Annotated in this window: 21 protein-coding genes; 9 read left to right on the top strand and 12 right to left on the bottom strand. The window is 71.1% G+C overall.

Annotation, left to right across the window (positions count from 1 at the left end; genetic code table 11):
- The first annotated feature begins 77 nt into the window (after nucleotides 1-77).
- Entirely contained in the window at nucleotides 78-1070 is a 993-nt protein-coding gene (locus OHT57_RS34225) for a glycoside hydrolase family 6 protein (protein ID WP_328750601.1), read from the top strand.
- A gap of 4 nt (nucleotides 1071-1074) precedes the next feature.
- Here the strand turns inward: OHT57_RS34225 and OHT57_RS34220 are convergent, their stop codons facing one another.
- The 7 genes from OHT57_RS34220 to OHT57_RS34190 all read right to left on the bottom strand — a co-directional run bounded on the left by OHT57_RS34220 (nucleotide 1075) and on the right by OHT57_RS34190 (nucleotide 7949).
- Entirely contained in the window at nucleotides 1075-3030 is a 1956-nt protein-coding gene (locus OHT57_RS34220) for a kelch motif-containing protein (RefSeq protein ID WP_328750600.1), read from the bottom strand.
- Nucleotides 3031-3033: 3 nt separating this feature from the next.
- Nucleotides 3034-4803: a glycosyltransferase family 2 protein gene (locus tag OHT57_RS34215; protein WP_328750599.1), complete on the bottom strand. Its 1770-nt coding sequence runs from the start codon at nucleotides 4801-4803 to the stop codon at nucleotides 3034-3036.
- Between the two features lie 274 nt (nucleotides 4804-5077).
- Nucleotides 5078-5728 (bottom strand): TetR/AcrR family transcriptional regulator, encoded by a 651-nt coding sequence (locus tag OHT57_RS34210; protein ID WP_328750598.1) that lies wholly within the window; start codon nucleotides 5726-5728, stop codon nucleotides 5078-5080.
- Complete coding sequence (locus OHT57_RS34205; protein ID WP_328750597.1) at nucleotides 5725-6405, bottom strand: DUF4166 domain-containing protein; 681 nt, start codon at nucleotides 6403-6405, stop codon at nucleotides 5725-5727. Before OHT57_RS34205 ends, OHT57_RS34210 begins: the two co-directional genes overlap by 4 nt.
- Nucleotides 6402-7154: a hypothetical protein gene (locus OHT57_RS34200; protein ID WP_328750596.1), complete on the bottom strand. Its 753-nt coding sequence runs from the start codon at nucleotides 7152-7154 to the stop codon at nucleotides 6402-6404. Before OHT57_RS34200 ends, OHT57_RS34205 begins: the two co-directional genes overlap by 4 nt.
- A 154-nt stretch (nucleotides 7155-7308) precedes the next feature.
- The gene (locus tag OHT57_RS34195) at nucleotides 7309-7602 is read right to left on the bottom strand and encodes an MTH1187 family thiamine-binding protein (protein WP_328750594.1); all 294 of its coding nucleotides are present in this window, start codon (nucleotides 7600-7602) and stop codon (nucleotides 7309-7311) included.
- Complete coding sequence (locus OHT57_RS34190) at nucleotides 7599-7949, bottom strand: DUF3817 domain-containing protein (RefSeq protein ID WP_328750593.1); 351 nt, start codon at nucleotides 7947-7949, stop codon at nucleotides 7599-7601. The genes OHT57_RS34195 and OHT57_RS34190 overlap by 4 nt, the downstream gene beginning before the upstream one ends.
- Nucleotides 7950-8086: 137 nt before the next feature.
- Here OHT57_RS34190 and OHT57_RS34185 point away from each other — a divergent pair, with 137 nt between their 5' ends.
- From OHT57_RS34185 to OHT57_RS34165, 5 genes are all read left to right on the top strand, one after another.
- Nucleotides 8087-8404, top strand: coding sequence for a DUF6191 domain-containing protein (locus tag OHT57_RS34185; protein ID WP_328750592.1), 318 nt, complete (start codon nucleotides 8087-8089; stop codon nucleotides 8402-8404).
- 497 nt (nucleotides 8405-8901) lie between these two features.
- Nucleotides 8902-9534, top strand: coding sequence for an AIM24 family protein (locus OHT57_RS34180; RefSeq protein ID WP_328753405.1), 633 nt, complete (start codon nucleotides 8902-8904; stop codon nucleotides 9532-9534).
- 1 nt (nucleotide 9535) lies between these two features.
- Nucleotides 9536-10186, top strand: coding sequence for an AIM24 family protein (locus OHT57_RS34175; protein ID WP_328750591.1), 651 nt, complete (start codon nucleotides 9536-9538; stop codon nucleotides 10184-10186).
- Nucleotides 10183-10980, top strand: a complete 798-nt coding sequence (locus OHT57_RS34170; RefSeq protein ID WP_328750590.1) for an AIM24 family protein — start codon at nucleotides 10183-10185, stop codon at nucleotides 10978-10980. Before OHT57_RS34175 ends, OHT57_RS34170 begins: the two co-directional genes overlap by 4 nt.
- A 92-nt stretch (nucleotides 10981-11072) precedes the next feature.
- Nucleotides 11073-11549, top strand: a complete 477-nt coding sequence (locus OHT57_RS34165) for a MarR family winged helix-turn-helix transcriptional regulator (protein ID WP_328750589.1) — start codon at nucleotides 11073-11075, stop codon at nucleotides 11547-11549.
- A 59-nt stretch (nucleotides 11550-11608) separates the two neighbouring features.
- On the opposite strand, the gene OHT57_RS34160 is transcribed toward OHT57_RS34165, so the two are convergent.
- Nucleotides 11609-13003 carry a sensor histidine kinase gene (locus tag OHT57_RS34160; RefSeq protein ID WP_328750588.1) on the bottom strand — a complete coding sequence of 465 codons (1395 nt, stop codon included), beginning with the start codon at nucleotides 13001-13003 and terminating at the stop codon, nucleotides 11609-11611.
- Nucleotides 13000-13668 (bottom strand): response regulator transcription factor, encoded by a 669-nt coding sequence (locus OHT57_RS34155; protein ID WP_328750587.1) that lies wholly within the window; start codon nucleotides 13666-13668, stop codon nucleotides 13000-13002. Before OHT57_RS34155 ends, OHT57_RS34160 begins: the two co-directional genes overlap by 4 nt.
- A 125-nt stretch (nucleotides 13669-13793) precedes the next feature.
- Here OHT57_RS34155 and OHT57_RS34150 point away from each other — a divergent pair, with 125 nt between their 5' ends.
- Nucleotides 13794-14417 carry a PepSY domain-containing protein gene (locus OHT57_RS34150; protein ID WP_328750586.1) on the top strand — a complete coding sequence of 208 codons (624 nt, stop codon included), beginning with the start codon at nucleotides 13794-13796 and terminating at the stop codon, nucleotides 14415-14417.
- An 8-nt stretch (nucleotides 14418-14425) separates the two neighbouring features.
- Here the strand turns inward: OHT57_RS34150 and OHT57_RS34145 are convergent, their stop codons facing one another.
- The 3 genes from OHT57_RS34145 to OHT57_RS34135 form a co-directional block, all read right to left on the bottom strand.
- Complete coding sequence (locus OHT57_RS34145; RefSeq protein WP_328750585.1) at nucleotides 14426-15655, bottom strand: MFS transporter; 1230 nt, start codon at nucleotides 15653-15655, stop codon at nucleotides 14426-14428.
- A gap of 128 nt (nucleotides 15656-15783) precedes the next feature.
- The gene (gene meaB / locus OHT57_RS34140; RefSeq protein WP_328750584.1) at nucleotides 15784-16740 is read right to left on the bottom strand and encodes a methylmalonyl Co-A mutase-associated GTPase MeaB; all 957 of its coding nucleotides are present in this window, start codon (nucleotides 16738-16740) and stop codon (nucleotides 15784-15786) included.
- Nucleotides 16741-16774: 34 nt separating this feature from the next.
- Entirely contained in the window at nucleotides 16775-17977 is a 1203-nt protein-coding gene (locus tag OHT57_RS34135; protein ID WP_328750583.1) for an acetyl-CoA C-acetyltransferase, read from the bottom strand.
- Between the two features lie 148 nt (nucleotides 17978-18125).
- Here OHT57_RS34135 and mce point away from each other — a divergent pair, with 148 nt between their 5' ends.
- Both mce and scy read left to right on the top strand, forming a co-directional pair.
- The gene (gene mce, locus OHT57_RS34130) at nucleotides 18126-18566 is read left to right on the top strand and encodes a methylmalonyl-CoA epimerase (protein ID WP_328750582.1); all 441 of its coding nucleotides are present in this window, start codon (nucleotides 18126-18128) and stop codon (nucleotides 18564-18566) included.
- Nucleotides 18567-18796: 230 nt separating this feature from the next.
- Nucleotides 18797-22708 carry a polarized growth protein Scy gene (scy, locus tag OHT57_RS34125; protein WP_328750581.1) on the top strand — a complete coding sequence of 1304 codons (3912 nt, stop codon included), beginning with the start codon at nucleotides 18797-18799 and terminating at the stop codon, nucleotides 22706-22708.
- Nucleotides 22709-22747: the final 39 nt, after the last annotated feature.

Raw genomic sequence — 22747 nt, 5'->3', positions numbered from 1 at the left:
ACCATGTCCCTTCCAGGATGAATCACTCTGCTATGTCACGATTGGTGCCCGACTGTCACTCCGCCCCAGGGAGCAGCATGTCCCGGCTGATCCACGCTTTCGCGGCGCTCGCGGCGCTCGGACTCGCGACGGGCTGTTCGTCCGCTTCCGGGGTCGGCGAGGCCTCCGTCGCCGGCGCCGCCTCCGCGAAGGCGAACGCCGCCCAGCCGTTCTGGGTCGACCCCGCGAGCTCCGCCGCCCAGCAGATCCAGCTGTGGCAGCGGCAGGGCCGTACCCGGGACGCCGCACTGCTGGAGCGAATCGCCGGCGAACCGGCCGCGCTGTGGCCGGCCGGCGAGATCGATCCGGCCCCGGTGATCAGGGCGGCCACCGCGTCGGCGTCCCAGGAAGGACGTACGGCACTGTTCGTGGCGTACGACATCCCGCACCGGGACTGCGGCCAGCACTCGGCGGGCGGGGCCGCGGACGCGGACGCCTACCGGGCGTGGATCGGGAAGTTCGCCGAGGGACTGGGCTCGGCGAAGGCGCTGGTGGTGCTGGAGCCGGACGCGGTGGCGCACACCGTCGACGGCTGCACGCCCGGGGAGTACGCGGCCGAGCGCGAGCAGCTGCTCAAGGAGGCGATCGCCCGGCTGAAGCAGCAGCCGGGCACCAAGGTGTACCTGGACGCGGGCAACCCGGCCTGGATCCGGGAGCCGCGGCGGCTGGTCGCCCCGCTCCGACGGGCCGGTGTCGCGGGCGCCGACGGCTTCTCCCTGAACGTCGCCAACTTCCAGACGGACGCGGCCACCAAGAAGTACGGCCTCCAGCTCTCGGCCGGCCTCGGCGGCAAGCACTTCGTCATCGACAGCAGCCGCAACGGCAACGGGCCCCTGCCCGGCGCCTGGTGCAACCCGCCCGGCCGGGCACTGGGCACCCGCCCCACCACCGACACCGGCGAGCCCGCCCTGGACGCCTATCTGTGGATCAAGCGGCCCGGGGAGTCGGACGGCACCTGCCAGGGCGGCCCCGACGCCGGTCAGTGGTGGCCGGAGTACGCCCTGGGACTGGCGCACAACTCGCAGGGCTGATCCATCACTTGACCTGGAGCCACTTCGCCTCGGACGGCGTTCCGTCCGCGTCCGTCACGAACAGCATGTACCAGCCCGGCGGTACGAGGGCGCGGTCCTTCGGCACCTCGACCGTCACCGAGTCGGCGCCCTTGGTCAGGCCGAGCTCGATGGACCGCTGCTCGACGTCGGTGGTGTGCGTGACCGCGCTGGGCCGCATCAGCCGGGCCTTGACGATCCGCTCGGGGTGACCGGTCCGGTAGGTGGCCCGGCGGTGCGGATCGAGCAGCCGCGGGCCGTCCTCCAGTGCGGGCCTGATGGTGGCGTTGCGGTGCAGCGCGGGCGGGGTGAAGATCTCCATGCGCTGCTCGAAGTGGCCGAGCTTGGTGTTCTGCTGGTCGTCGAAGAGCGGGTCGGAGCCGAAGGTGGCGACCCTTCCGTCTGGCAGCAACAGCCCCTCGGAGTGGTAGTTGCGGCCGACGGTCGGGGCCGCGGCCTCCCGGAAGACGTTGCCCTTGGGGTCGTAGAACTGGGCCTTGAGGATGTTGCTGGCGCTGCGGCCGCGGTAGTCCTCGGAGCCGTTCGAGGTGAAGACGGTGTCGTCCGGCATGATCACGCTGTTCAGGTAGCGCGTGCCCTGCGGGAGGCTGGGGCCTTCCTCGAAGACGGGGTTGTCCTTCTTCAGGTCGACGACGGCCGTGCGGGGCGTCGACCTCCTGGACTCGCCGACGCCTCCGCCGCCCAGGATCATCACCTTCTGGTCCTGCGCGGGCGGCAGGAGCAGTGAGGCGGAGGTCTCGGTCTCGTCGGGGTCGCGCAGGCCGGTCACCTTCTTGAAGGTGTTGGTCTTCAGGTCCCACAGGCCGGGCTCGCGGCCCCTGTCGGCGGGGCCGTAACCGGCGTTGGACGCCGGGTAGAAGAGCTTGCCGCCCTTGGTGAGGAAGAGCGCGGGGTAGGTCGGGAAGTAGCGCTTGGGGCCGCGGGTCCACTTCTTGGTCTTCGGGTCGTAGATCTCGTTGTCGCCGGGGTCGATCACGCCGACGTCGTCGAGGCCGGACACGGCGAGGACACGGCCGTCGTCGAGGCCGACCAGGGTCGGGTACCAGCGGGCCTTGTCCATCGGGGCGACCGGGACGTACCGCTCGGCCGTCGGGTCGAACTCGTAGGCGGCGCGGATCCCCTGGAAGTCCTGCTTGTCCATGGTGATCTTCTCGCTGAGCCCGTACGTGTTGTCGTTGTCCTTGCCCTTGAGGCCGACGACCTCGTACTGCGCCTGCGTCTCGGTGACCGACATCGGCCCCTTCTCGGCGGCCTCGACGAAGACCCGGACCTCGCTCGCGGTCACCTGGGTCTGCCAGGGCTGCATCACCCCGGCCCGGTTGTAGGTCACCTTCTGGGCGCGTTTGGCCTTGGGGACGGTGACGTCGAACCGGCTGACGTACTCGACTCCGGCGGGCGAGCGGAAGCGGGTGCCCTTCTTCAGGAACATCGCCTTGTCGGGGTTCTCGTTCTTGACCCGCATACCGCCGCCGGCCCGCTGGGTCTCGCCGTCGAGGAGCTCGTAGCGGGCGGTGCCGCCGGCCACGAGGAGGCGGCCGTCGGGGAGTTGGGCGTGTCCGGAGCAGAAGAAGTCGTCGGGGGTGGGGATCTTCTTGAAGGTGTTCGCCTTCGGGTCCCACAGGATCGTGTCGAAGGACCCCTCGTCGAACTTCTTCACCTCGTTGCCCGACCCGGCGACGATCAGCACCTTGCCGGTGTGGAGAAGGGCCGCGTGGATGGCGTTGGTGCGGTACTTCTCGGGGATGTCGATCCGGCTCCAACTGCCGTACTTCGCCTGGTACTCGGGCCGTGAGATCCGGTACGCGTGGTACTTCTCGCCCGCGAGGTCGAGCGCGGCGGGGGCGTTGAGTCCGGCGAGGAGCGCGATGCCGCCGATACCGAGGACGGTCTTCTTGGTCTTCTGCGACGGCTGGTAGGCCATGGCCTAGTTGCCCCCTGTCGTGGTGCCGGAGACGGAAGAGGAGGTGGCGAGGGCGGGTTCGTCGACGACTCTCGGCGCCGTGGTGAGCGCCTGCCGCTCCCGGCGCTCCTTCAGCAGCGTCGAGACCCACACCGCGACCGGCGCGAGCGCGATCACCATGGCGAGGGCCGCCCAGGTGCGCATGGCCGCGTGTGTGTGGCCGAGGACGACCGACGCGGCCAGGGAGGTCGCGAGGAGAACCGCCCAGAACAGGTGGATCCGGAAGGTCCACAGTCGGTCGGGGCTGCTGTCACCGCCCTTGGGCGTCACCACGAAACGGCTGGGCTTCCTGATGAGTGCCTCGCCGAGGGACTTGAGGTAGATCGGCGCGGACAGGGCCGACATCGCCATGCCCGCGAGGCCGCTGGAGCCCTCCGGCTCGTGCGGGGAGACGTTGTGGCGCCGGTTCCACAGGTAGAGCCCGATCTGGAGGGCGGCCGCGTCGCTGTAGAGCATCAGCCAGACGGAGGCGGCGACCTGGGTGCCGGAGGCGCCGAACCAGAGGAACAGGAAGCAGCTGAGGATGCCGAGGAACCAGTTGACGGCGGTCATCGGGTAGTAGACGAGCATCAGGGTGTAGGAGAACAGGCGGCCGGGAGGCATGGTGAAGGGCGCCTTCCAGTACTGCTTGAGAAGCGTCTCGTACGTCCCTCTCGACCAGCGCAGCTGCTGGGTGAAGAAGTCGGTCCAGGAGGCCGGGCCCTCGCCCACGGCCAGCACGTCCGGGGTGTAGACGGACCGCCAGCGGGTGCCCGTTCGCGGGTTGCGGTGCCGGTGGAGTTCGAAGCCGGTGGCCATGTCCTCGGTGATGGAGTCGTACAGGCCGCCGATCTGCTTGACGGCGGCGATGCGTACGACGTTGTTGGTGCCGACGAACATGGGTGAGCGGTACCGGTTTCCGGCCCGCTGGATCAGCGCGTGGAAGAGGAACTGCTGGGACTCGGCGGCCTTGGTGACGGGGTTGTGGTAGTTGCCGTACACCTGCGGTCCCACGACGAAGGCGACGTCCGGGTCGCGGAAGTACCCCATCATCCGCTCCAGGAAGTTCGGGAGCGGGACGTGGTCCGTGTCCACGGAGGCGTAGAACTCGTAGGCGTCGCCGTGCATCGCGAGCCAGGCGTTGTAGTTGCCGTGCTTGGTGCGGGCCTTGTGGACGCCCTTCGCACGGTTCCACTCGGGAACGCCGTGGCGGGTGAAGTGGCGCACTCCGAGTTCCACGCACAGGGCCCTGGCCTGTGCGTCATCCCCTTCGTCGAGGAGCCAGACGTCCAGGGGACCGGTGTGGGTGATCCTCGTGGCACCTTCGAGGGTGGCGCGGACCATCGCGAGGGGTTCCTTGCCGGGGACGTACGTCGTGAGGAAGGCGACGCGGGTGCCGGCCTCGGGGACGACGGGGACGGGGTCCCTGGCGACGAGGGTGGCGTGGGCGACGGAGGCGACGTTGACCACCATGAACAGCTCGATCAGGCCGATGGCTATGAGCATCACGACATCGAGGTGGACCATCCAGGACGCCCCGCCCTCGCGTTCCACCCAGTGGCTGGGCCACACGAGGTAGACGAGGAGGGCCGCGGTGAGGAGCGGCGCCAGGCACATCAGCAGGACGGCACGTATTCGGCGGGGCTCCCTCGACAGCAGCGAGGTGTACTGCACCCGGTACGCCGACCCGGCCGGCTCCGTGAGCGGCCCGGCGAGTCGGCTGTAGGTGTCGTAGTCGTAGCCGTCCGGCCGCACGGTGCCCTCCGGTTGAGTGAGGAGTGATCGACCCCGCAAGGGATTCGATATCCACACAGAAGTGGAGATTCATGGGCATGGCTACCCGGGAGCGTCCAGGCGGGTGCCGGTGGCCGTGCCCCGGCGCGGGACGCGGTCGTTCGGGATGTCGCTCCGGATCAGCCGACGCCAGGTAGCAGATGCACCACGCCCTCCGCCCAGCGGCGGCCGCCGTGGCGGACCTCCAGCCGACTGTCGGCGGCGGGCGTGGTGTCCCCTCGCCGGGGCGTCGTGGTCAGCGGCGGCCGGTCCTGCGGAGGTGGAGGCGCACCGCGCGCTGGGCGACCGGGCCCAGGTCCTCCAACGCGGCGACGAGCACGCCGAGTTGCTCCAGCGCGTCCAGGGCCGCGCCGGCGCCCGCCGCGTCGACCCCTTCGTACAGCTCGATGCCCACGAAGGACGCGGCCACCGCACGGGCCAGGCCCGCCGGGTCGGCGAACTCCCCGAAGGGCGTGGCCGCGAGGACCCGGACGAGGGTCTTCTCGATCTCGGCGATCCACAGCTCCAGACCCGCCGCGGTGGCCGGGCCGAGCGTGGCGTGGGTCTGGGCACCGGCCAGCAGCTGGCCGAGGAGGGCGACATGTCCGCCGGCCCGCTCCTCCTCGTGGACGCGCCGCCCCACCACGAGGAGTTCGGACAGCGAGCTCACCGCGGCGAACCGGTCCCGGTACCGGGCCACCGAACGTTCGGCCCCGTAGCGGCAGGCCGCCGCGAGGAGTTCGTCGACGGAACCGAAGTGGTAGAAGACCAGGGCCTGGTTGACCCCGGCGGTCGCCGCGACCGTGCGGGCGGAGGTCTTGGCGATGCCCTGTTCGGTGAGGGTCCGCAGGGCGCCTTCCAGGAGTTTGGTCTTCGTCTCCAGGGACTTCGCGGTCTCGGGACTCATGCGCGCGCCTCCTCGCGGACCGGCCGGAGACCGGGGCGCACTCCGCAGGCGGCGATGTCGGTGTACGTCGCCTCGAAGGAGCCCTCGTAGCCGAAGAGCGGGCCGAAGTACCGGTTGACGACCCGGACCTGGATGCGGAAGCGGCCGGATTCGTCGTCGTACGACTCCCGCACCTCGGCGGTCGCGCCGACCGGCTCGGGCACCCGGAGGTCCACCACGCCCTCCCGGAACCGGTGCTCCCCGGAGCGGATCAGCAGCGAGCCGTCGGGCTCGGCGTGGAAGTGCAGCTCGCTGGCCAGGTGCTGGTGGGTGCCGAGGTAGTCGAGGATGCGGTCACCCTTGGGGCTCAGCACCATCTGGGCGTCGAAGCGTCGGGGGCGGCCGGGCAGGTCGAAGGTGCGCACGAAGGTCACCGTCTCACGGCCGTAGGTGTCGACGTAGGGCACGTTCTCGATCACGAACGGCACGTTCCGCCCCGGTCTCGGCACCAGGATGTTGCGCGTGGCCCCAAGCGCCAGGAACGGCTTCACGAAGGTCCGGCCGTGCCAGACGCGGTCCATCACACCCCGGCCGGTGCAGGCCTCGCCGCTCGCGAGACCGACCGAGAAGCGGCGCTGGAGCTGGGGATGCAGGCGGTCGAAGTCGGCACCCATCACCGTGCGGAACATCGAGGTCATCGCGGGGTCTCCAGGGTGCGCAGGACACGCGGGGCACGCACGCGTGTGGCCGGTTGGCGCAGGCAGCGGCGGGCGGCCGGGGTGCCGGGCAGGGGGGATGTGAACAGGGCCAGCGAGATGAGCACGGCCAGCAGCAGCGGCCAGACGTACGCCATCGACGCGGCCAGCGGGCCGAAGAGGCGCAGGAACCGGTCCAGGCCGAGGCCGCTGCAGCCGACGGCGACGACGAGGGCGCGGGCCAGCAGTTCGGCGAGCCAGTTGCGCAAGGCCCGTTCCGGGGTGATGCCGCGCTCCAGCCACAGCCGCAGACGGTCGAAGGACCAGGCGGTCGCCCAGCCGATGAGGGGGCGGAAGAGGAGCCGGTCGGCGAGGGCGCCGACGCGGCCCCAGCGGGGGCGGTAGTCGTAGCCGGTGAGGAAGACGACGCCGTCACCGTCGGGGAGGTAGCGCCAGTAGCCGCTGCCCTCGGCGAGAAGCGAGAGCGGGTGCGGGGAGGAGAAGCGCAGAGCCGAGGTGCGGGTGCCGTCGGGGCGCTCACGCTCACCCGCGGAGACACCGGTGCCGGCGACGGTGAGGCCGGGCAGCACGCGCGTGGCGTACCGGAAGCGCTGCGGCTCGCCCTCCGCGCGCGGGAGGTGGGTGATGCGGGTGAAGCGGAGGTCCCAGCGCTGGTGCTGGGACGGCTCCTGTGTGCGGGTCCAGAGGTCGTCGAGATCGGCACGGATGCGTGCCTCGATGTAGAGCCCCATTGATCCCATTCCCCCAGGTGAGCCCGGCATTTGAGCGACTGCTCAAACTCTCTGGGCAGGAAGCTACACGTTTTTGAGCGATCGCTCAAGAAGCAGGCACGAGAAAACCCCGGCCCGCGCGGGCCGGGGTTCGTGTGGCGCGGGGAGACTCGCCTCAGTCCGCGAGGTGCCGCTCCACCGTCTCCACCTTTGAGGTCAGACCGTCCGTGACGCCCGGGCGAATGTCCGCCTTGAGGACCAGCGAGACACGCGGTGCCCGCGCCTCCACGGCGGCCACGGCCCGCTTCACGACGTCCATCACCTCGTCCCACTCGCCCTCGATCGAGGTGAACATGGCGTCGGTGCGGTTGGGCAGCCCCGACTCACGGACGACACGCACCGCATCGGCGACGTACTCCCCCACGTCCTCGCCGACCCCCAGCGGGGTCACGGAGAAGGCGACGATCATGCGTTCACGACCCCTTCGTTGCGGGCGCGGGAGGCGATCACGGCGTCCTCGGCCTCGCGGCGCAGCGCGCGCTCGATGATGAAGCCGCCGCCCGGGATGACCGAGTACGCGAAGTAGAGCGCCGCCTTGCCCTTGGCCCACTTGGTGCGGTTCCAGGCGTCCGCCCAGAAGATCACGTAGATGACGAACAGCACCCCGTGAATCGGGCCGAGCACGGGGGCGACGTCGAAGCCGGAGGCGACCGTGTACTTGATGACGGTGCAGGTCGCCAGAATGATCCAGGACACACCCTCCGGCACGGAGATGAGGCGGAGGCGGCGGATGGCGGAGGCTGTCTTGAGGTCCACGGTGCACCTTCGGTGAGAAGTACGTCGGCGACGGTCTGTCGGTTTGTGAACGAACGCACAAGCGTGTGCCCATTGTGGCAAACGGTTCGGCGGGCCGAGGCTGTGGGGTCAACGGTCCAAAGCCCCGGGGAGCGCCTGTGCAGTTCGTTTTCTTCATGACCCTGCCGGGCCTGGTGGTGCTTCTCACACTCCTCGCCTTCGTCGACCAGCTGCTCCTGCGCGCCGGCCGGGCCGGGATGCTCCCCTGGCGCAACGCGGGCCGCCAGGGCCAGATCTCCGCGACCGGCTTCGAACAGCTCCACGCAGCCCTCTCACCGGGCAAGCAGAACGAGCTGAAGGAACGGCAGAGCGCGTTGGTGCTCCGCGATGACGAGGAGGACGGGGCACCACCACGGTCAACGGTGGACCTGACCTCGGGCAAGGCGGTCATCCGCATCCCCGGAAAGACCACCTGAGACACGCCTCGGACGCCCATGGAAGTGCCGGGTGAGGTCGCAGGGCGGATGCCGGCCGACGTGGGCTGGCCGCGCAGTTCCCCGCGCCCCTGGGCGGGGACGGCGAACGCACCTCTGGCCGCGCACGGCGAGAAGGGGCAACCCATACAGGCGGGCGTGAGCCACGACGGGCCGTCAGTCGCCGACGGCGCGAAGGGGACGGGGTGGGGGGTGTCCGCCCGCAGCGGCCGGCGTCCGAAACCGAGCACTGTTCAAGGGACCGAGCCGCCGGACCGAGGACGGACACCCCCCACCCCGGCCCCGACCCACAACGCACCCGCGCCGCGCCGCACAAGCCCCCACCGAACCGAAACAGGCCGCCGCAGGCACCAGGGGCGCGGGGAACTGCGCAAAAAACGCCCGCCCCCACCAACCCGCACAAGACACCTCCCAACCCGACCTCCACCCCCAAACTCTGTCGGCAAGGGCTTTCGGCCAGCTACCTTCACTCCGTGGCGATGTTTCGACTCCAAGGCAGCAAGGTGCTGGCCGTCGACATGACCGGAGACGCCGTGAAGGCGAAGAACGGTTCGATGGTCGCGTACGACGGACAGATGGCGTTCAAGAAGCTGAGCGGCGGTGGTGAGGGGATCCGGGGCATGGTGACCCGGCGGATCACCGGCGAGCAGATGACAGTGATGGAGGTGTCGGGGCACGGGACGTGCTGGTTCGCGGACCGGGCCTCGGAAATCAACCTCGTCAGTCTCCAGGGGGACAAACTGTTCGTGGAGTCGAGCAATCTGCTCGCGACCGATGCGGGGCTGCGGACCGGGACCAGTTTCACCGGCATGCGCGGTGCCACACAGGGCAACGGGCTCTTCACGACGACCGTCGAGGGGCACGGCCAGGCCGCGATCATGTCCGACGGCCCCGCGGTGGTGCTGCGGGTGAGCCGACAGTTTCCGCTGACGGTCGACCCGGGCGCGTACATCGCGCACCAGGGAAACCTGAGCCAGTCCTTCCAGTCCGGTGTGACGTTCCGCACGTTCATGGGCGAGGGCGGCGGTGAGGCCTTCCAGATCCGCTTCGAGGGCGACGGCCTGGTGTACGTCCAGCCCAGCGAGCGGAACACGATCGCGGGGGATGTGTGAGATGCCCTTTCGTGAGATCAACTCCAAGATGGTCGAGGCCACGGTCATGCCGGGGCAGCGCCTGTTCAGTCAGCGCGGCGCGATGCTCGCCTACCGGGGCGAGGTGTCCTTCACACCCAACATCCAGGGCGGCCAGGGCGGGATCGCGTCGATGCTCGGACGCCGGGTGGCCAACGAGGACACCCCGCTGATGACGGTGGAGGGCAGCGGCACCGTCCTCTTCGGGCACGGCGGTCACCACGTCCAGGTCATCAACATGACCGGCGACACCCTGTACGTCGAGGCGGACCGCCTGCTCGCCTTCGAGGGCACCCTCCAGCAGGGCACGATGTTCATGGGCTCGCAGGGCGGCGTCATGGGCATGGTGCGCGGACAGGTCAGCGGCCAGGGACTCTTCACGACCACGCTCAAGGGGCACGGGTCGGTGGCGGTCATGGCCCACGGCGGTGTCTTCGAGGTCCCCATCACCCCGCAGCGCCCGGTCCATGTCGACCCGCAGGCCTACGTCGCCCACCACGGCGACGTCCGCAACAAGCTGTCGACGGCGCTCGGCTGGCGCGACATGGTGGGCCGCGGTTCCGGCGAGGCCTTCCAGTTGGAGCTCAGCGGACACGGCGCGGTGTACGTCCAGGCCTCGGAGGAGAAGCTGTGAGCCAGTACCCGGGCGCGGGCCCCACCGTGCACGACCCCATGACGCTGCCCTCGGACGACAACGTCAACAACTACACCTTCTGCGTGGAGCTCAAGGGGAGCCAGTGGTTCCTGCAGAAGGGGAAGATGATCGCGTACTACGGCCAGATGGACTTCAACGGCATCGGACACGGCCGTTTCGACGGACTCATCCGTACGTCCTTCCATTCGCCTCTGCACGCGAGCGACTGGGTCGTGGCGGAGGGCTCGGGCAAGATGCTCCTCGCCGACCGGGCCTTCGACGTGAACTCGTACGACCTGGAGAACGGCAACCTGACCATTCGCTCGGGCAATCTGCTCGCTTTTCAGCCAAGTCTGGCTCTCAAGCAGTCGATCGTGCCCGGCTTTCTGACCCTCATCGGAACGGGAAAGTTCGTGGCCGCCTCCAACGGCCCGGTGGTGTTCATGGAGCCCCCGATCCGGGTGGACCCGCAAGCGCTTGTGGGCTGGGCGGACTGCCCCTCGCCGTGCCACCACTACGACCACGGGTACATGACCGGTCTGATGGGCGGTCTACGTGCGATGACGGGCCTCGGCGGGGCCTCCGGCGAGGAGCACCAGTTCGAGTTCGTGGGGGCCGGAACGGTGCTGCTCCAGTCCTCGGAGGTGCTGATGGTCGAGCAGCCCACGGGGGTGGTTCCGAACGAGCCCGGAGTACCCGGCGGATACGGGGCGCCCACAGGGCATCCACAGCAGCCGGGGGCACCGCGCCTTCCCGGACAGCTGGGGGACCTCCAGCGTCGCTTCGGGCTGTGAGCGGTAGTCTGCGGAGTGTGACATCGAACGCTTGCGCACAGTCACACCACCCTCACTAGTTCGCCTTTCAACATTTTAGGTAGACTTCATTCATGGAGACCGAGACGGCCACGCGCTGGCTGACCGATGCGGAGCAGTGCGCCTGGCGCACCCACCTGGAGGTCAACAGGCTGTTGACGTATCAACTCGAGCGGGACCTGCAGCCGTTCGGCCTGACGATGAACGACTACGAGATCCTGGTCAATCTCTCCGAGTCGGAGGGCGTACGGATGCGGATGAGCGACCTCGCAGCCGCCACCCTGCAGTCCAAGAGCCGGCTCTCGCACCAGATCACCCGCATGGAGAGCGCTGACCTGGTCAGGCGTGAGAACTGCGAGTCCGATCGCCGCGGCCTGTACGCGGTGCTGACCGAGCACGGCATGGAGACGATGAAGAAGGTCGCGCCCCATCACGTGGCGTCTGTGCGGAGGCACTTCATCGACCTCGTGCCGGTCGATTCCCTGACGGAACTCGACAAGGCCCTGAAGCCCATCGCGGACCATCTGCGGGGGCAGCGAGGCCGCCCGTAGGGGCTCCCTGGGGCCACCCGGCCGTATCGGGCGCGACCGGCCTCAAGAGCACAACAGCCTCACACCCCCGGCAGGCGGAGTTCGAACAGGGCTCCGCCTGCCGGTGCGCCACGCACCGTCAGGGTGCCGCCATGACGAACGGCGACATCCCGGGCGATGGCGAGACCGAGCCCGGCACCCCCGTCGTCCCGCGCCCGCGCCTCGTCCAGCCGCACGAACCGCTCGAAGATCCGCTCCCGGTCCCCTTCGGGCACCCCGTCCCCGTCGTCGGTGACCTCGACGACCGCACGGTCGCCGTCCCGCCGTACGGCCACGGACACCTCGGAGCGGGCGTGCCGCTGCGCGTTGTCCAGCAGGTTGGCGAGCAGCCGCCCCAACTGGCCGCGCGATCCGGCGACTTGCACGTCCCATGCCTCGACCGTCACCAGCGGCCTGTCCGCCGCCTGCTCGCGGACCAGTGAGGCCAGGTCGAACCGGGTGTCCCCGGCCCGCTCCCCGGCGTCCAGCCGGGCCAGCAGCAACAGGTCCGCGGCGAGGCGCTGCAGCCGCACCGTGTCCTCGACCGCCCCCTCCAGGTCCAGCAGCTCCGGATGTGCGGCGGCGACTTCCAACTGGGTCCGCAGCGAGGCGATGGGGCTGCGCAGCTCGTGCGAGGCGTCCGCGACGAAACGGCGCTGGCGCTCCACCGAGGTCTCCAGCGCGGCCAGCGTCTCGTTGGTGGTGCGGGCCAGGCGGGCCACCTCGTCGTGGGTGTCCGGCACCGGGACGCGGCGCGCGAGGTCCTCGGAGGCGGTGACCGCCGACATCTCCCGGCGGATGGCCTCGACCGGGCGAAGGGCGCGACGCGTGACCGTCCAGGTCACCCAGGCGACCACCCCGAGCAGTACGGGCAGGCCGATCAGCATGACGGTGGCGGCGGTGTGCACCGCGTCCTGCTGGGCCTGGAGGGAGGCACCGGCGTACACGAGGACCGTCTCGTCGCTCCGGTCGGTGACCTCGACCCGGGCGAGCCGGTACGCGACGCTCTCCCCGTCCACGGTGGCCCGGCCCTGGCCGTGCCAGGTGACCTCGCCGATGTCGTCGGCCTCGGGGGCGTCCCCGCCGTCGCTGTCCTCGCCCTGGCCCGCGTCGGGGCTCGGGACCGGGGTGACGTCCTGGACACCGGTACCGCTGATCGACTCCAGGTCCTCGCTCGCATCGAGCACCCGCCCGTCCCGGTCGACCACCTGGACCGGATGGTCCTCGTCCAGGTCCAGCTCCCGGTACGGCACGCCCTGTGCGATCTGTGCCGCCACGGCACGGGCGGCACCGTCGGCGGCGGTGTCCGCCTGGCCCGCGAGGTTGCTGCGCAGCGACAGCAGGACCACGGCGCCCGCGGCGACCAGGGTCAGGGCCACCACGGCGGTCGCGGCCAGCGTGGCCCGGGCCCGGACCGAGCCGAACAGCCGCCTCATCTCCCGGTCTCCAGCCGGTATCCGGCGCCCCGCACGGTCCGGATGAGTTCCGCGTCCAGTTTCCGGCGCAGCGTGCTGACGTACACCTCGACGATGTTGGGGTCGCCGTCGTAAGCGAAGTCCCAGACGTGCTCCAGGATCTGCGCCTTGGACACCACCTCACCGGCCCGCACCGCGAGCTGTTCCAGGACGGAGAACTCCTTGGTGGTCAGGGCGACCTCGTCGCCGCCGAGGAAGACCCTGCGGGCGGCGGTGTCGATCCGGAGGCCGCCGAGTTCGAGCACCGGCGAGGCCCCGGCACCCTGTCCGTGCCGCCGCAGCAGGGCCTTGATGCGGGCCACGAGGACGACGTAGGAGAAGGGCTTGGTCAGGTAGTCGTCGGCGCCGGTGTCCAGGCCCTCGGCCTCGTCGTACTCGCCGTCCTTCGCGGTGAGCATCAGGATCGGCACCTCGTGGCCCGCGGCGCGCAGGGCGGCGCAGACCCGGTAGCCGTTGAGGCCGGGCAGCATGATGTCGAGGATCACGAGGTCGTACGACCCCTCGGTGGCCCGGTGCAGACCCTCCCGGCCGTCATGGACGACGTCGACGGCGTAGCCCTCGGCGGTGAGGCCCTTGGCGAGGGACAGGGCAAGTCGCTTTTCGTCCTCGACGATCAAGAGTCGCATGCGTACAGCCTCGCAAAGGGAAGCTGAAGACGCCTTCAGGTGGCTTCAGGTCCGCTTCAGCAGGGTTCCGGCAGCGTGGTCGTCGTCGAGAGCGAACGAAGCCGAACGGTTCTGGAGGACCCCTCATGAAGCGCAACATCGTCATCGCCACCCTCACCGCCGCCGCCCTGGCCACCGGTGGCACCGTCGCCGCCTTCGCCGCGGGGGACGACAACGCGACGGCGACGCAGCGCCAGACGAACACGAGCGCCCAGGTGGCCGCCGACCACGACGACTCCAATGACTCCAACGACTCCGCAGACGACCGTACGACCGTCCCCAGTGGCAGGGTCACCGCCGCCGAGGCGATCGCGGCCGCCCTGAAGCACACCCCGGGCACCGCCGTCTCCGCCGACCTGGACGACGACGGCGCCGACGCGTGGGAGGTGACCGTCGTCAAGGGCGACGGCACGGAGTACGACGTGCGCATCGCCCCGGACTCCGGCAAGGTGCTCGGCGCCCAGCGCGACACCGACGAGGACACCGACGCCGAAGACCGTGCGGAGCTCGCCGCGGTGAAGAAGGCCGGGACCGACGCCCGCGAGGCCGCGCTGGCCGCTGCCGTAAAGGGCACGGTGACCGAGGTCGGCCTCGACGACGACAAGGGCACCGTGGCCTGGAGCGTGGACACCGTGAAGGACGGCAAGCAGGGCGAGTGGAAGGGCGCCCTCGACTCGGGCAAGGTCACCCAGGACCGCGACGACGACTGACGCGGCGGTCACACGACAGCCGCACCGCCGCGAAGGGCGCCCCTCCCCCGGGCGCCCTTCGTCATGGTCGCTACCGCCGTCACGGCGACCACCCCGCCCGTCACCGCGAAACACACGGCCACCGGCAGCTGCCCCGCCAGGGCCCCGGCCGCGGCCGTTCCTCCCGTACTGCCGGCGTTGACGGCCGTGTTGACCCACGCGCCGGCCCGGGTGCGGGCCTCGGGGGCGACCGCATCGTCGGCGATGAGGTACGCGGTGGTGACGGCCGGGGACACGAAGAACCCGGCCCCCGCCATGACCAGGGCGAGGGTGCCGATTCCCGGGGCGAGCCCCGCGCCGAGCAGGGCCAGGCCAAGACCCAGGGTCAGCAGGGCCAGCCTGGTCGGGGCGGGCACGCGCCAGTCCACGGCCCCGTTCAGCATCCCGCCGGCCGCGCTCCCGGCGGACAGCGCGGCCAGCACCCAGGCCACACTCGCGCCGCCGTGCCGGTGCGCCTCGGCGAAGACGACGACGAGCAGGTCGAGCACGCCGAGCGCGAGGCCCACGGCCGCGGCGGCCACGACGGGTCGGCGGACCCGGCCAAGGACACGCCGGCCGCCCCTGTCCCCTCGTGCGGAGGAGGCGGAAGAACCGGCGGGAGGCACCGCCCGTACCGCCGGCGACCGTACGAATCCGGCCGTCCCCGCCACCATCAGGGCCGCCCCGACGACGATCCCGACGACCGGTGCGGCCACGCCGACGAGGACGCCCACCAGCAGCGGGCCCGAGACGAAGAGCAGTTCCTCGGCGACCCCGTCGAGGCTGTACGCCCGCTGGAGCAGCGCCTTGTCGCCCTCGGTGAGGCGGCCCCACACGGTCCGCATGGTCGGGCCGAGCGGCGGGACGCAGGCCCCCGCGAGGGTGGTGAGGGCGCCGAGGAGGACGGGCGGGGCGCCGGGACGCCAGACGGCGACGGTGAGCAGGGCGAGCAGCAGGATGTAGGCCGCCAGCATGGGTACGAGCGCTCGCGGCGGCCCGTACCGGTCGATGAGGGCGGCCCGCGCGGGCGCCAGGACGACGACGGTGGCGCCGAAGAGTGCCATCACGGCACCCGCCACCGCGTACGAGCCGGAGGCGCGGGTCACGGCGAGCAGCACGGACAGCGGGACGACGCCGTACGACAGCCTGCCGAGCAGGGCGGTGGTGAAGGCGCGGCGGGCATGCGGAATGCGCAGTACGCGCGCGTAGGACGCGGACATGGTGAGTTCCTCGAAGAAGAGGTGGAAAAGGGGACACCGAGGAGCCACGGGAGCGGAGTGCTCGGACCGCGGCTCGGTGTCTGCCCTATGCCAAGGAGAGGAACATGCCGGTCAACCTACCAAGGACCTCAGCCCTGTGTGAGCCCCTCCACCAGTTCGTCGGCCGCCCGGTACGGGTCCAGTTCGCCGGCGACGATCCGCGCGGCGAGCGCGCCCAGGCGCCGGTCGCCGCTCAGGTCCGCGATGCGTGCGCGCAGGGCCGTGAGGGCGATCGCCTCGACCTCGTGGGCGGCGCGGGCGCGGCGGCGCTCGGTGAGGACACCGCGCTCCTCCATCCACGCGCGGTGCTTGTCCAGTGCCTCGACGACCTCGTCGATGCCCTCGGCGCGACTCGCGACCGTCTTGACGATCGGCGGCCGCCAGTCGCCGGGGCCGCGGGACTCGCCCAGGCCCAGCATGTGGTTGAGGTCGCGGGCGGTCGCGTCGGCGCCGTCACGGTCGGCCTTGTTGACGACGTAGACGTCGCCGATCTCCAGGATTCCGGCCTTGGCGGCCTGGATGCCGTCGCCCATGCCCGGGGCGAGCAGCACCACGGAGGTGTCCGCCTGGGAGGCGACCTCGACCTCCGACTGGCCCACGCCGACCGTCTCGACCAGGATCACGTCGCAGCCGGCCGCGTCCAGGACCCGGATGGCCTGCGGGGCGGCCCGGGCGAGACCGCCGAGGTGGCCGCGGGTCGCCATGGAACGGATGTAGACGCCGGGATCGGAGGCGTGGTCCGACATGCGCACCCGGTCGCCCAGCAGGGCGCCGCCCGAGAACGGCGAGGACGGGTCGACGGCCAGGACGCCGACCCGCCTGTCCTGCTTGCGGTACGCGGTCACCAGGGCCGAGGTGGACGTCGACTTGCCCACCCCGGGCGAGCCCGTCAGGCCCACCACGTACGCGTTGCCCGTCAGCGGGGCCAGTGCCGCCATGATCTCCCTGAGCTGCGGGGACGCCCCCTCCACCAGGGAGATCAGCCGGGCCACGGCCCGCGGGCGGCCCTCCCTGGCCTGGTCCACCAGGGTGGCGACGTCCTGCATCACAGCTCCGTTCACATGGACGACGTACGACGGCTCAGGCCTTGGGTACCCGCACGACGAGCGCGTCACCCTGACCGCCACCGCCGCACAGCGCGGCCGCACCGACACCGCCGCCCCGGCGCTTCAGCTCCAGGGCCAGGTGCAGGACGAGCCGGGCGCCGGACATGCCGATGGGGTGGCCGAGGGCGATCGCGCCACCGTTGACGTTCACCCGATCCGTGGATACGCCGAGGTCCTTCATTGACTGGACGGCGACCGCGGCGAAGGCCTCGTTGATCTCGATCAGGTCGAGGTCGGAGACCTCCAGGCCGTCCTTCTTGAGGGCGTGCAGGATCGCGTTGGACGGCTGGGACTGCAGGGAGTTGTCCGGGCCCGCCACGTTGCCGTGGGCGCCGATCTCGGCGATCCACTCCAGGCCCAGCTCCTGCGCCTTGGCCTTGCTCATCACGACCACGGCCGCCGCGCCGTCCGAGATCTGCGAGGAGGTGCCGGCCGTGATGGTGCCGTCGCGGGTGAACGCGGGGCGCAGCTTGCCCAGGGACTCGGCCGTGGTGTCGGCGCGGATGCCCTCGTCCTCGCTGAAGACGACCGGCTCGCCCTTGCGCTGCGGGATCTCGACCGGGGTGATCTCGGCCTCGAAGACGCCGTTCTTCTGCGCGGCGGCGGCCCGCTGGTGGGACAGGGCGGCGATCTCGTCCTGCTCGGGGCGCAGGATGCCGAGGCGGGTGTTGTGCTTCTCCGTGGACTCGCCCATGGGGATGTTCTCGTAGGCGTCGGTCAGGCCGTCGTAAGCCATCGCGTCGAGCATCTCGATCGCACCGTACTTGAAGCCCTCGCGGGACTTCGGCAGCAGGTGCGGGGCGTTGGTCATGGACTCCTGGCCGCCCGCGACGATCACGTCGAACTCGCCGGCGCGGATCAGCTGGTCGGCCAGCGCGATCGCGTCGAGGCCCGAGAGACACACCTTGTTGATGGTGAGCGCCGGGACGTTCATCGGGATGCCGGCCTTGACGGCGGCCTGGCGGGCCGGGATCTGCCCCGCCCCGGCCTGGAGCACCTGGCCCATGATGACGTACTGCACCTGGTCGCCACCGATTCCCGCACGGTCGAGGGCGGCCTTGATCGCGAAGCCGCCGAGGTCGGCTCCGGAGAAGGACTTCAGCGAGCCCAGCAGCCGTCCCATGGGCGTACGAGCGCCCGCGACGATCACCGAGGTGGTGCTGTTCGATCCAGACATGAGGTGCGATCCCCTTACCGGCTGCACTGCCGAGGAGTGAACGAGGGTTTACTTCGAATGTACTGAGTGGCACTCCGTGCCGTCATCGGCCCGTCGGTGTGATCGCGCGCACGTTGCGTAACCACTTCCGGAGCGCTGCACTGAAACCATGCTGACGCGAATCGACCACATCGGGATCGCCTGCTTCGACCTCGACAAGACCGTCGAGTTCTACCGGGCCACCTACGGCTTCGAGGTGTACCACTCCGAGGTCAACGAGGAGCAGGGTGTGCGCGAGGCCATGCTCAAGATCAACGACACCTCCGACGGCGGCGCCTCCTACCTGCAGCTTCTCGAGCCGACCCGCCCCGACTCGACCGTCGCGAAGTGGCTGGACAAGAACGGCGAGGGCGTCCACCACATCGCTTTCGGTACGGCGGATGTGGACGCGGACGCCGCGGACGTCCGCGGCAAGGGCGTACGCGTTCTGTACGAGGAGCCGCGACGTGGCTCCATGGGGTCACGGATCACCTTCCTGCACCCGAAGGATTGCCACGGCGTACTGACAGAACTGGTCACTTCGGCGTCTGTTGAGTCACCTGAGCACTGACCCTCGTACATATGGGCCGGTAGGGTTGGGGGCGGTCGCCGCTCTTCCAGGGCGACCAGGTCCTGCCCATGGCGGCAGAACCGCGCCGGGGTCCGGGTTTCGGGGGGCGAGAAGTGGGCGGCAGTCCATGCTCCACCGTGATCTGACACCATTCCCCGGGGGCCCCGTTCGGCGGATGGACAGGGCTCGTTCGGAAAGACTTGCGACCAGGGGACGGATGGGACCGCGCAGTGCGGGGCTACGAACGCCAGGAGCGAGAGCCGGCGGCTGACGTCGACCACCTCTCTCGGTTCGAGGCCGAGATGGATCGGCTGAAGACCGAGCGGGAAAAGGCGATCCAGCACGCCGAGGACCTCGGCTACCAGGTCGAGGTGCTGCGCGCCAAGCTGCACGAGGCGCGGCGCACCCTCATGTCCCGGCCCGAATTCGGCGGCGGCGACATCGGCTACCAGGCCGAGCAGTTGCTGCGCAATGCGCAGGTCCAGGCCGACCAGTTGCGCCAGGACGCCGAGCGCGAGCTGAGCCAGGTCCGCGCCCAGACCCAGCGCATCCTCCAGGAGCACGCCGAGCAGGCCGCCCGCCTGCAGGCGGAGCTGCACCAGGAGGCGGTCACCCGCCGCCAGCAGCTCGACCAGGAGCTGTCCGAGCGCCGGCAGACCGTCGAGTCGCACGTCAACGAGAACGTGGCGTGGGCCGAGCAACTGCGCGCCCGCAGCGAGTCCCAGGCCCGCCGGCTCCTGGAGGAGTCCCGCGCGGAGGCAGAACAGGCCATGGCGGCCGCCCGCGCCGAGGCCGAGCGGGTCGCCACCGAGGCCCGCCAGCGTCTGACGAGCGAGGCCGAGGCGGCCCGCGCGGAGGCCGAACAGCTCCTGCGCCGCGCCCGCACGGACGCCGAGCGCCTGATCGACTCCGCCTCCACCCAGGCCCAGGAGGCCACCGACCACGCCGAGCAACTGCGCACCTCCACGGCGACCGAGTCGGACTCCGCCCGCCGTCAGGCCACCGAGCTCAGCCGCGCCGCCGAGCAGCGCATCACGGAGGCCGACGAGGCGCTGCGCAAGGCGCAGGCCGAGGCCGAGAAGGTGCTCAGCGAGGCCACGGCCGCCGCCGAGAAGGCGCTGGCGAGCGCGGAGTCGGCGAACGAACAGCGCACGCGTACGGCCAAGGAGCAGGTCGCCCGGCTCGTCACCGAGGCCAGCCAGGAGGCCGAGGCGACGAAGGCGACCGCCGAGCAGATCGTCGCGGACGCCCGCGCCGAGGCCGAGAAGATCACCGCCGAGGCCTCCGAGAAGGCCCGCAGTCTCACCGCCGAGGAGAGCGCGACCCAGCTGTCCAAGGCGGCCAAGACCGCCGAGGACGTCCTCAACAAGGCTCAGGAGGACGCGCGCAACACCACCAAGGCCGCCGCCGAGGAAGCCGAGCGGATCCGCCACGAGGCGGAGACCGAGGCGGACCGGCTGCGGGCCGAGGCGCACGACATCGCCGAACAGCTCAAGGGTTCGGCGAAGGACGACACCAAGGAGTACCGGGCCAAGACGGTCGAGCTCCAGGAGGAGGCCCGTCGGCTGCGCGGCGAGGCCGAGCAGCTGCGCGCCGACGCGGTCGCCGAGGGCGAGAAGATCCGCGCGGAGGCCCGCAAGGAGGCCGTCCAGCAGATCGAGGAGGCCGCCAAGACCGCCGAGGAGCTGCTCTCCAAGGCCAAGGCGGACGCCGACGAGCTGCGCCAGACCGCGACCACGGACAGCGAGAAGGTCCGTACCGAGGCCATCGAGCGCGCCACCACGCTGCGCCGGCAGGCCGAGGAGACCCTTCAGCGCACCCGCCAGGAGGCGGAGCGGCACCGCGAGGAGGTCGCCGAGCAGGCCGAGGGCATCAAGGCCGACGCCGAGCGGGCCGCCCTTGAGCTGCACGAGGAGACCGAGCGGGCCATAGAGGTCCGCCGCACCGAGGCCGCCGATGAACTGACCCGGCTGCACACCGACGCCGAGGAACGCCTCGCCGCCGCCGAGCAGGCCCTCACCGAGGCCCGTGAAGAGGCCGGGCGGATCCGCCGTGAGGCCGCCGAGGAGACCGACCGGCTGCGCGGCGAGGCCGCCGAGCGGATCCGTTCGCTCCAGCAGCAGGCCGAGGCCGAGGCCGACCGGCTGCGCACCGAGGCCGCGTCCGACGCGTCCGCCTCCCGCGCCGAGGGCGAGGCCGTCGCCGTACGGCTGCGTTCCGAGGCCGCCGCGGAGGCGGAGCGGCTGAAGACCGAGGCGCAGGACACCGCGGACCGGGTCCGGGCGGAGGCGCACGCCGCCGCCGAGCGGCTCGCCGCCGAGGCGTCCGAGACACTGGCCGCGGCCCAGGAGGAGGCCGACCGGCGCCGCCGCGAGGCCGAGGAGTACCTCGGCTCGGCCCGCCAGGAGGCGGACCAGGAGCGCGAGCGGGCCCGCGAGCAGAGCGAGGAGCTCCTCGCTTCCGCCCGCAATCGGGTCGAGGAGGCCCAGACCGAGGCCGTACGTCTGGTCGAGGAGGCGGACCGGCGGGCCACCGAGATGGTGTCGGCCGCCGAGCAGCACGCGCAGCAGGTGCGGGATTCGGTCGCCGGGCTGCACGAGCAGGCCCAGGAGGAGATCACCGGGCTGCGCAGCACCGCCGAGCACGTGGCCGACCGCACCCGGCGGGAGGCGCAGGAGGAGGCCGACCGGGTCCGCTCGGACGCCTACTCCGAGCGGGAGCGGGCCAGCGAGGACGCGGCCCGGATCCGGCGCGAGGCCGCCGAGGAGACGGACGCCGCCAAGTCGCTGGCCGAGCGCACCGTCTCGGAGGCGATCTCGGAGGCGGAGCGGCTCAGGTCGGAGTCGGCCGAGTACGCCCAGCGGGCGCGCACCGAGGCCTCGGACGCGACCGCGCAGGCCGAGCAGGACGCCTCCCGCACCCGGGCGGACGCCCGCGAGGACGCCAACCGCATCCGGTCGGACGCGGCGACGCAGGCCGACACCCTCATCACCGAGGCGCGCAACGAAGCCGAGCGGCTCACCGAGGAGACCATCGCCGACACCGACCGGCTGCGGACGGAGACGGTCGCCGAGGCGGAGCGGGTACGCATCGAGTCGGTCACCGAAGCCGAGCGCGTACGGGCCGAATCGGTCGCCCGGGCAGAGCGGTTGATCGGCGAAGCCGCCGGGGACGCGGAGCGGCTGCGTGCCGACGCTGCGGACACGGTCGGGCAGGCACAGCAGCACTCGGAGCGGGTCCGTAACGAGTCCGAGCGGGTCAAGGCGGCCGCGGCGGCCGCGGCCGAGGAGCTGGTCAACTCCGCGCGCTCGGAGGCCGAGCGCACCCTCGACGAGGCGCGCAAGGACTCCAACAAGCGGCGTTCGGAAGCGGCCGAGCAGGTCGACACGCTCATCACGGAGACCGCCGCCGAGGCGGACAAACTGCTCAACGAGGCGCAGCAGCAGGCCCTCAAGGCCACCGCGGACGCGGAGGCGCAGGCCGACAGCATGGTGGGCGCGGCCCGCAAGGAGGCCGACCGGCTGGTGTCCCAGGCGACGGTCGAGGGCAACTCGACGGTGGAGAAGGCCCGTACGGACGCGGACGAGCTGCTCGTCGGCGCCCGCCGGGACGCCACCGCGATAAGGGAGCGCGCGGAGGAGCTGCGCGACCGGCTCACGGGCGAGATCGAGGCGATGCACGACCGGGCCCGCCGTGAGGCCGCGGAGACCATGAGGTCGACCGGCGACCGCTGCGACGCGCTCATCAAGGCGTCCGAGGAGCAGCTGGCGAAGGCCCAGGCGAAGGCCAAGGAGCTGGTCTCGGAGGCCAATTCGGAGGCCGGCAAGGTGCGCATCGCCGCGGTCAAGAAGGCCGAGGCGCTCCTCAAGGAGGCCGAGCAGAAGAAGGCCACCCTGGTCCGGGAGGCCGAGGAGCTCAAGGCCGAGGCGATCCGCGAGGCCAAGCGCACGGTCGAGGAGGGCAAGCGCGAGCTCGAGGTGCTCGTCCGGCGCCGCGAGGACATCAACACCGAGATCTCCCGTGTCCAGGACGTCCTGGAGGCGTTGGAGTCTTTCGAGGCCCCATCGGCGGGCAAGGACGGCGGCGTCAAGGCCGGCGCAGCGGTCGGCGCCCCTCGTTCGGGTAAGCCTTCGGACAGCTAACCGACTGGTTGCTTCCCGTCCCGTCTGGGGCCTTTGACC

Origin of the sequence: Streptomyces sp. NBC_00285 (assembly GCF_036174265.1) — a bacterium.
GTDB lineage: Bacteria > Actinomycetota > Actinomycetes > Streptomycetales > Streptomycetaceae > Streptomyces.
Note: the sequence above shows the minus strand (reverse complement) of the source record. Positions and strands in the feature narration are given on the sequence as shown.